At 62.4% G+C, this 8,332-nt stretch carries 3 protein-coding genes and 2 rRNA genes; 3 read left to right on the top strand and 2 right to left on the bottom strand.

Annotation, left to right across the window (positions count from 1 at the left end; translation table 11 throughout):
* Together AC1HIY_RS01565 and rrf are read left to right on the top strand one after the other, a co-directional pair.
* Window positions 1–2,817: ribosomal RNA gene (locus AC1HIY_RS01565) — 23S ribosomal RNA — on the top strand; the annotation flags it as partial.
* A gap of 93 nt (window positions 2,818–2,910) precedes the next feature.
* Window positions 2,911–3,022 (top strand): 5S ribosomal RNA (rrf, locus tag AC1HIY_RS01560).
* An 85-nt stretch (window positions 3,023–3,107) separates the two neighbouring features.
* Here the strand turns inward: rrf and AC1HIY_RS01555 are convergent.
* Together AC1HIY_RS01555 and AC1HIY_RS01550 are read right to left on the bottom strand one after the other, a co-directional pair.
* On the bottom strand, window positions 3,108–5,669 hold the full coding sequence (locus AC1HIY_RS01555; protein WP_479574940.1) for a serine/threonine-protein kinase: 2,562 nt from the start codon (window positions 5,667–5,669) through the stop codon (window positions 3,108–3,110).
* Window positions 5,670–5,748: 79 nt separating this feature from the next.
* Window positions 5,749–6,324, bottom strand: coding sequence for an ECF-type sigma factor (locus AC1HIY_RS01550; RefSeq protein ID WP_479574939.1), 576 nt, complete (start codon window positions 6,322–6,324; stop codon window positions 5,749–5,751).
* A gap of 239 nt (window positions 6,325–6,563) precedes the next feature.
* On the opposite strand from AC1HIY_RS01550, the gene AC1HIY_RS01545 reads away from it, so the two are divergent.
* Window positions 6,564–8,324 carry a T9SS type A sorting domain-containing protein gene (locus AC1HIY_RS01545; RefSeq protein ID WP_479574938.1) on the top strand — a complete coding sequence of 587 codons (1,761 nt, stop codon included), beginning with the start codon at window positions 6,564–6,566 and terminating at the stop codon, window positions 8,322–8,324.
* Window positions 8,325–8,332 lie beyond the last annotated feature (8 nt).

The following is an 8,332-nucleotide window of genomic DNA, read 5'->3' as shown; positions in this document are numbered from 1 at the left end:
CCTGGATGTCCGAATGGGGGAACCCGGCCGGTGGGAACACCGGTCACCGCTGTGTATGCAGCGGGGGGAACCTGGGGAACTGAAACATCTAAGTACCCAGAGGAGAGGAAAGAGAGATCGACTCCCTGAGTAGCGGCGAGCGAAAGGGGAAGAGCCTAAACCGGGGTGCTTGCACCCCGGGGTTGGTGGGGCGTGTCCTGGGCGAAGCCCGGGGAGTGAGCAATCCCTGGTCTAGCCGAATCCTGCTGGGAAGGGGAGCCAGAGAAGGTGAAAGCCCTGTAGGCGAAAGGCCAGGGACTCCCTGGGGCACGACCCCGAGTACCCTGTGGTTCGTGGAGCCATGGGGGAATCTGGGCGGACCACCGCCCAAGGCTAAGTACTCCGGGTGACCGATAGCGAACCAGTACCGTGAGGGAAAGGTGAAAAGAACCCCGGGAGGGGAGTGAAAGAGAACCTGAAACCGTGCGCTTACAAGCAATCACGGCCCCACGCCTGCGCGCGAGCGCGGGGAGGGGTTGTGGTGTGCCTATTGAAGCATGAGCCGGCGACTTGCGGTCACTGGCGAGGTTAAGCCGGGAGGCGAAGCCGAAGGGAAACCGAGTCCGAAGAGGGCGTAGAGTCAGTGGTCGCAGACCCGAAACCAGGCGAGCTAGCCCTGGCCAGGCTGAAGCTGGGGTGACACCCAGTGGAGGGCCGAACCGGTAGGGGATGAAAACCCTTCGGATGAGCTGGGGTTAGGAGTGAAAAGCTAACCGAGCCTGGAGATAGCTGGTTCTCCCCGAAATGACTTTAGGGTCAGCCTCAAGCGGCAACTCAGGCCTGTAAAGCACTGCTAGGGCTAGGGGGCCCACCAGCCTACCAACCCCTGGCAAACTCAGAAGGGTCTGAGTGGAGGCTTGGGAGTGAGGGCACGAGCGATAACGTCCGTGTCCGAGCGCGGGAACAACCGAGACCGCCAGCTAAGGTCCCGAAGCTAGGCTAAGTGGGAAAGGATGTGGGGCTGCTGAGACAGCCAGGATGTTGGCTTAGAAGCAGCCATCATTTAAAGAGTGCGTAATAGCTCACTGGTCGAGTGGCCCCGCGCCGAAAATGAACGGGGCTTAAGCCTAGCACCGAAGCTGCGGGTGCGACGGGAAGCCGTTGCGCGGTAGGGGAGCGTTCCCGAGGCTGATGAAGGCAGACCGCGAGGGCTGCTGGAGGCAAGGGAAGTGCGAATGCCGGCATGAGTAACGATAAGTGGGGTGAGAATCCCCACCGCCGAAAGCCCAAGGGTTCCTACGCAACGGTCGTCGGCGTAGGGTTAGGCGGGACCTAAGGCGTAGCCGAGAGGCGAAGCCGAAAGGGCAGCCGGTTAATATTCCGGCCCCACTCCACTGGAGCGATGGGGGGACGCCCTAGGCTAGGCGGAGCGGAGCTATGGCTAAGCCCGTTGGCCAGCGGGGGGTGCAGGGTAGGCAAATCCGCCCTGCGGGAGCCCGCCGCTGGTCGGGAAGCCCCGAGAGGGGTGATAAGCCGCCGAAGCCAGGGGGCCGAGAAAAGCCTCTAAGCGATGAAGGTGGAGTGCCCGTACCGCAAACCGACACAGGTGGGCGGGTGTAAGAGCACCAAGGCGCGCGGGAGAACCCTCGCCAAGGAACTCTGCAAAATGGCCCCGTAACTTCGGGAGAAGGGGTGCTCTCCGGGGTGATGAGCCCTGGGGAGCCGCAGTGAACAGGTCCTGGCGACTGTTTACCAAAAACACAGCTCTCTGCGAACACGTAAGTGGACGTATAGGGAGCGACGCTTGCCCGGTGCCGGAAGGTCAAGGGGAGGGGTGCGAGCCCCGAACCGAAGCCCCGGTGAACGGCGGCCGTAACTATAACGGTCCTAAGGTAGCGAAATTCCTTGTCGGGTAAGTTCCGACCTGCACGAAAAGCGTAACGACCGGGACGCTGTCTCGGCGAGGGACCCGGTGAAATTGAACTGGCCGTGAAGATGCGGCCTACCCGTGGCAGGACGAAAAGACCCCGTGGAGCTTTACTGCAGCCTGGCGTTGGTCTTTGGGCACGCCTGTGTAGGATAGGTGGGAGGCTAGGAACCACCCTCGCCAGGGGGTGGGGAGCCGCCGGTGAAATACCACCCTGGCGTGTTCGGAGATCTAACCCCTTTAGGGGGACAGCGCTTGGTGGGCAGTTTGACTGGGGCGGTCGCCTCCTAAAGCGTAACGGAGGCGCCCAAAGGTTCCCTCAGGCGGGACGGAAATCCGCCGGAGAGCGCAAGGGTAGAAGGGAGCCTAACAGCGAGGCCTACAAGCCGAGCTGGGACGAAAGTCGGGCCTAGTGAACCGGTGGTTCTGTGTGGAAGGGCCATCGATCAACGGATAAAAGTTACCCCGGGGATAACAGGCTGATCGCCCCCGAGCGTCCACAGCGGCGGGGCGGATTGGCACCTCGATGTCGGCTCGTCACATCCTGGGGCTGAAGAAGGTCCCAAGGGTTGGGCTGTTCGCCCATTAAAGCGGCACGCGAGCTGGGTTCAGAACGTCGTGAGACAGTTCGGTCCCTATCTGCTGTGGGCGTAGGAGACTTGCGCGGATCTGCTTCTAGTACGAGAGGACCGAAGTGGACGAACCTCTAGTGTACCTGTTGTGGCGCCAGCTGCATCGCAGGGTAGCTATGTTCGGATGGGATAAGCGCTGAAGGCATCTAAGCACGAAGCCCACCGCAAGATGAGGTCTCCCTTACGGGTCGTTCAAGATTAGGACGTTGATAGGCGGCAGGTGTACGCACAGCAATGTGTTCAGCCGAGCCGTACTAATTACCCGTCAGACTTAACGCTTTATTTTTACACATGTCACCTTTCACGGGCGCTCGTTGGCCCGTTGATACCGGCAGCTGCGCTACGGAACTTTCATCATGTCGCCCTTTTGATCTCGGTGATTATAGCGCAGGGGAACCACCTCTTCCCATTCCGAACAGAGAAGTTAAGCCCTGCAGCGCCGATGGTACTGCCCCTGTGGTGGGAGAGTAGGTCATCGCCGAGGTCTCTTGTTTGAAAAGCCCCGTTGCCGTCTGGCAGCGGGGCTTTTTCCGTTTAATTGCTCCTTCACTACGGGCGCCCGAAACGCTTCACGGCATCGGTGACGTGAGGAAGAGGGCGGCTTTTTCCGGTTGCCCGAGGGCGGTGTAGAGGTCAGCGAGGGCGCGGCGCGCAAGCTCCGTCTGAGCATCTCCGGCGCCCCGCTGCTCCAGGCTGACGCGATGGCCGTGCACCAGCAGCGGCTCGGCTTCCACGTAGCGTCCGAGCTCGAGAAAACAGTGCCCGAGATGAATCTCCGCCTGGGCCGTTCGCCAATCGTCGTCGGCGAAGGCCGTGCGCCGGATCTCGAGCGCCTCGTGGAGCAAGGGGAGGGCCGCCGACAAGCGCCCCTGAGCCATGCGGGTCCGGCCCAGACCAAGAAGCGAAGCGCTGATATCGGGGTGCGCGTCGGGAAGAGCGCGGCGGCGCAGCTCCAGCGCCCGTTCGTAGGCGCCGGCCGCGCCCGGAAAGTCCCCTCTGATTTCATACAGCTTTCCGAGATTGTTATGCACAACGGACAGGAAGGGGTGGTCTTCCGGGAAAAAGGCCGCGCCGATCTCCAGCGCACGGCGAAATTCGGCTTCGGCCCGCTCGAAATTGCCGCGTTCCTGATGCAGCGAGGCGAGGCTGTTCAGCGTGAAGGCGACGTACGGATGCTCCGGCCCCCGGCTCGCTTCGACGATCGCGAGGGCTTCCTCGTACATCTGCTCCGCCTCTTCCAATGCGCCGTTGTCCTGAAGCAGGTTGGCAAGATTGTTCAGGTTGGCCGCCAGGTTCTCGTCCGGCGCGTCGCCTGAGAGACGGCGGCGGATTTCTATGATCCGCCGAAAGGTGATGCGGGCCTCGTCAATGTGCCCCTGCCCCTCAAGCACGAGCGCGAGGCTGTTGAGAAGGCTGGCCGTCTCGGCTCCGGTGGAGTCGCGATCGGCGGTCAGTTCGAGGGCTTCGCGCAGGAGTGGCTCGGCTCCGTCCATGTCTTCAAGCCGGAATTTCAGGTTGGCCAGTTCCTTCAGCGCGGTTACGTAATCCAGCGAGGAACTTCCCTTTTGACGGTACCCGGCGACGGCCTCTTCAAGGGCGGAACGGGCCTGATCGTACAGACCCAGACTACGGTAGACCTGGCCGATGATGCTCAGCATGCGCGCCTGCGTCTCCGGCTGATCACCGAGTTCGCGGCGGATTTTCTCGGCGCCCTCGTCGAGGATCTCTCGGGCTGTGATTCCGCCGCCCCGCGCCTCGTTCGGATCGGAGCCTTTGAACAGGTCGATGAGCATTTGCGCCACCTGCTCGGCTTTGTCGCGTTCGGCCTGCGCGAGGTCGCGCTGGCGGGCCACGGCCCGGCTTTGAAGCAGCGTCACCACGATGAAGCTCAGGAGCAGGAGCACAAACGCCGCCGCCATCCCCACACCCAGACGATGCCTTCGGACGAATTTGCGCAGGCGATAGGTGATCGTGTCTTTCTGCGCGATGACGGGTCGTCCCGACAGGTACCGCTCGATGTCTTCGGCGAACTGACCGGCAGACGCATAGCGCCGGGCGGGCTCTTTCCGAAGCGCCATCATCACCATGTTGTCGAGGTCGCCGCGAAGCAGCCGACGCAACCGGCGCAGCGGCGTGCGGCGCGCGGCACTCACCGCCTCGGGCGACAGAGAAGGCTCCGGCTCGGCGGGGTCTGCGACGATGAGTGAGGGGCGAGGCGGATCATCGTCACAGATCATGCGCTCCACTTCGGATCTCGAACGCCGGGCCAATGGATAGGGGTGGTGGCCGGTGAGCAGTTCATAAAGAAGCACTCCGAGCGCGTACACGTCTGTCGCCGTGGTGATGGCTTCGCCTCGGATCTGTTCGGGCGCGGCATATTCCGGGGTCATCACGCGCACGTCCTCACGCGTGATCGGTCCTTCGGCAGCCTCGGCGTCGAGCAATTTAGCGATCCCGAAGTCGAGGAGCTTGACGACGCCCGCCTCCGTGACGAGAATATTCGACGGCTTGAGGTCGCGGTGGACCACCATGTTCCGATGGGCAAATTGAACGGCGGAGCAAACCGTTGCGAAGAGGCGCAGCCGCGCTTCGATGGAGAGCCGGTTCGCGTCGCAATAGGTGGTGATGGGGACGCCCTCGACGTATTGCATCACCAGATAAGGCCGTCCGTCGGCAGTGATGCCGCCGTCGGTGAGATGGGCAATGTTGGGATGCACGAGCTGGGCGAGGATCTGGCGCTCCATCCGGAAGCGGGCGGCAATTTCCGCCGTATGAAGGCCGGGCCGTATGAGCTTCAGCGCCACCTGCTGTTCGTATTGACCGTCGGCGCGCTCGGCCAGGTAGACCGCCCCCATGCCGCCCCGCCCGAGGAGGCGCTTGAGGTGATAGGGACCGATGTGCGCCCCCACCAGAGATTCCGGGGCGGGAGGTTGCGGCGACGGACCGGAGAGCAGTCGGTCTTCGATGTGGAGCGAACGGCCCACCTCGTGCGCGGCGAGCATCTCCTCGATCTCGCGCCTGAGGTCGGGATCGTTCGCGCAGGCTTCCATGAGAAAGGCGGCGCGCGCAGCGGGCATACGTTCGAGCGCGGCGAAGAAGAGGGTCTCGATCCGGTCCCAGGTGGCGGCCATGGCGGTGCGGGTATGAAAACAAAGAAAGCGTCTAACCTCAATGGCGACGTTTGGCTGCGACTCTGGTCAGGCGCGGGCGCTAGAGATTCAGGTCTTGTGCCACCTCTTTGCGCAGCCAGGCGCGGGCGGCGATCCAGGCGCGATGGACCGTCTTGAGCGAGAGGTCCATGACATGGGCGGTCTCTTCGAGCGTGAGGCCGCTGAAGAAGCGATACTGTACGACCATGCTGCCTCGCTCGTTCACGACGGCAAGGCGCTTGAGTGCTTCGTCGAGGGCGAGGATCTCTTCAGCCTCGGTGTCGGAAAGGAAAGATTCGGCGTCGTCGAGGGCGATTGGGGTCTGCCCGCCGCCGCGCTTGAGGCGCTTTCGGGCGCGCGCATAGTCGATCAGGACGCGGCGCATCGTCTGGCCGGCCACGGCCAGAAACTGCGTGCGGTGAGTGGCCGAAATTTGCTGCTGCCCCGCCAACCGGAGATAGACCTCGTTGACCAGCGCGGTCGGGTTGAGCGTGTGCCCGGAGCGTTCGTTTCGAAGATGGTTCCGCGCCATCAGCCGAAGTTCGTCATAAAGCAACGGCATCAGATGCTCCAGCGCATCACGGTCTCCCTCCTCCATCCGCTGGAGCCACTGCGTCACGTCTCCTTTTCCCAGCATATCTCGCGATCGTTCTGGCCGGTGAATGCCGACTTCGGACAGAATAACATACGTTCATTTCGGGCATTTTCATAGAAAAGCCAATTTTTTCGGGGGGGCGTGTCCAAAAGTACGGCGAAGCGACGCCATCAGTAGTAAGCACGTGTGGATTTGGAGAAGGACACACCGATCATCAAACATTAACCCTGGAGAGCGAAAAAGTGAAATCAAAACTCTTACTTCTAGTCTTACTCGCCCTGATGGCGGCTCCCGACTGGGCTTTCGCACAGCCGGTTACCAAAGTAGACTCCCTCCGCTGGGCGATGATGCAGTGGGAAAAAACGGGCGATGCCGAGATGGCCGCCCTGGTCGACTCGCTTCGTCTTTGCATTACTGCCGAGCAGGACGATGGGAGTGGCGTCACCGTTGACGTGGGGGACAGCGAAGGGCTTTCGGTCACCCCTATGTACGAAACCGAGAACATCTTCGTCCCGGGGCGCGGCTTCACGCACGTGTGGGAGGGGCGGAACGAAGGCTCTAGCGAACGAATCGAGATCGTCCAGGTCGATGTGGTCGAAGCCAAAGATCCGCGTGACGATGTAGGCCCCGGCGTCGGCCTGGGCATCAGCTTCCCCACGCTCGACATAGAGACGCTCCGCATCGTCGTTACCAATGACGGCGAAGTGGTCATCGACACCACCATTGCCGATCCCGGTCCGGGGACACCGCCGCCCGGTCCGTTCCCTTACCCCGAACTCCCGACGATCACCTGGATCGATTGGGGTGACAGCGACTTTCCGGATTTCACATGGTGCGAGAAAACCGACATGGAGAAAGCCGAAGAATTGAATATTCTGGGGCTTGGTCCCGAGGCTCGCCGGGGAGGGGCGACGCCGGTGTTGGGATTCTCGTACCAGCTCGTCAAGCCCCGAGACATCTGGATCATGGGAGCCGACAAGCCCGCCTATGGCGACCGCGTCGCCATCGTCCCGCAGGGACAGACCCTCGTGCCGGACTACATCACCGGCATGACCATCATCCCCCGTCAGTTGAGTGAGGTAACCATTCTCGAAGCGTCGCTCCACAAGTACGGCCTCGAGCATTTTCCCAATCGGCAGAGCGAGGCCCTGGTGACGGCTATGCTGGATTCCCTGTTGTTGAGCGACATCGGCGACAGCGGCCTCGACGGCATCCGGACCGTCTTGCCGGAAGGGACCGTCGGCGTATGGACCGACATGCGGCCGTTGCCGTTGCGGGACGGCGAGACGCTCTCGTGGGCGCTCTCCGGGCAAATGACCCTGGGAGCCGAAGTGGCGAACGACTCACTGGTCGTCCTTTTCCTCCAGGGGATCGGAGATAAAACTTTTTTCAGTATCGACGCGCATCCGACGACCGGCTGGGACGAGTTCACCTTGCAGTTCGTCAAGAACGGGGTCGTGCGGCGCGAGCGGAAGGTGCCCAACGGATTCTCCTTTGGGATCCAGGACCTCGTCGTCACGGGGTTTGCCAGAGCCGACCTTGCCAGTCAGGGATGGGAAGGCTTCAAGATCGATATTCTCCGCAATGGTTCCGATGCGGAAATACGGTTCGTGCCTTCGGCTTCGAGCGAGGTGTTTCTCTCGGAGGTGACGCTGACGGCCTCATCGCCGTTTGAAGACCTTCCCCTTGCCTACGAGGAGATCGAGTGGACGGTGGTGGATGCCGGCGCACCGGACCGCCGGGCCTCGGCGTGGCAGGCCGTGGCCACCGCTCCCTCCGAGGCGCCCCGGCTGCTGGGCAACTATCCCGAGCCGTTCAACCCGGTGACCTCGATTCAGTATGCGTTGCCCGAAGCGGCCCACGTCCGCCTCGAAGTCTTCGACCTCACCGGCCGCCGCGTGGCCGTGCTCGTCGACGGGGAGCGGCCCGCCGGACAGTACACGGCGCGCTTCGATGCCTCCCGGATGGCGAGCGGGGTCTATCTCTACCGGCTGCGCACCGGAGCCTCCGTGCAAAGCAAAACCATGATGCTTCTGAAATAAATCCCAAT

The sequence above is a fragment of the Rhodocaloribacter sp. genome (assembly GCF_056451265.1).
This window is presented reverse-complemented; position numbering and strand designations above follow the sequence as displayed.

Bases quoted from the DNA above. Each gene is read 5' to 3' on its own strand.
- AC1HIY_RS01555 (WP_479574940.1), bottom strand. From the start codon at position 5,669: ATGGCCGCCACCTGGGACCGGATCGAGACCCTCTTCTTCGCCGCGCTC.
- AC1HIY_RS01545 (WP_479574938.1), top strand. From the start codon at position 6,564: ATGGCGGCTCCCGACTGGGCTTTCGCACAGCCGGTTACCAAAGTAGAC.
- AC1HIY_RS01550 (WP_479574939.1), bottom strand. From the start codon at position 6,324: ATGCTGGGAAAAGGAGACGTGACGCAGTGGCTCCAGCGGATGGAGGAG.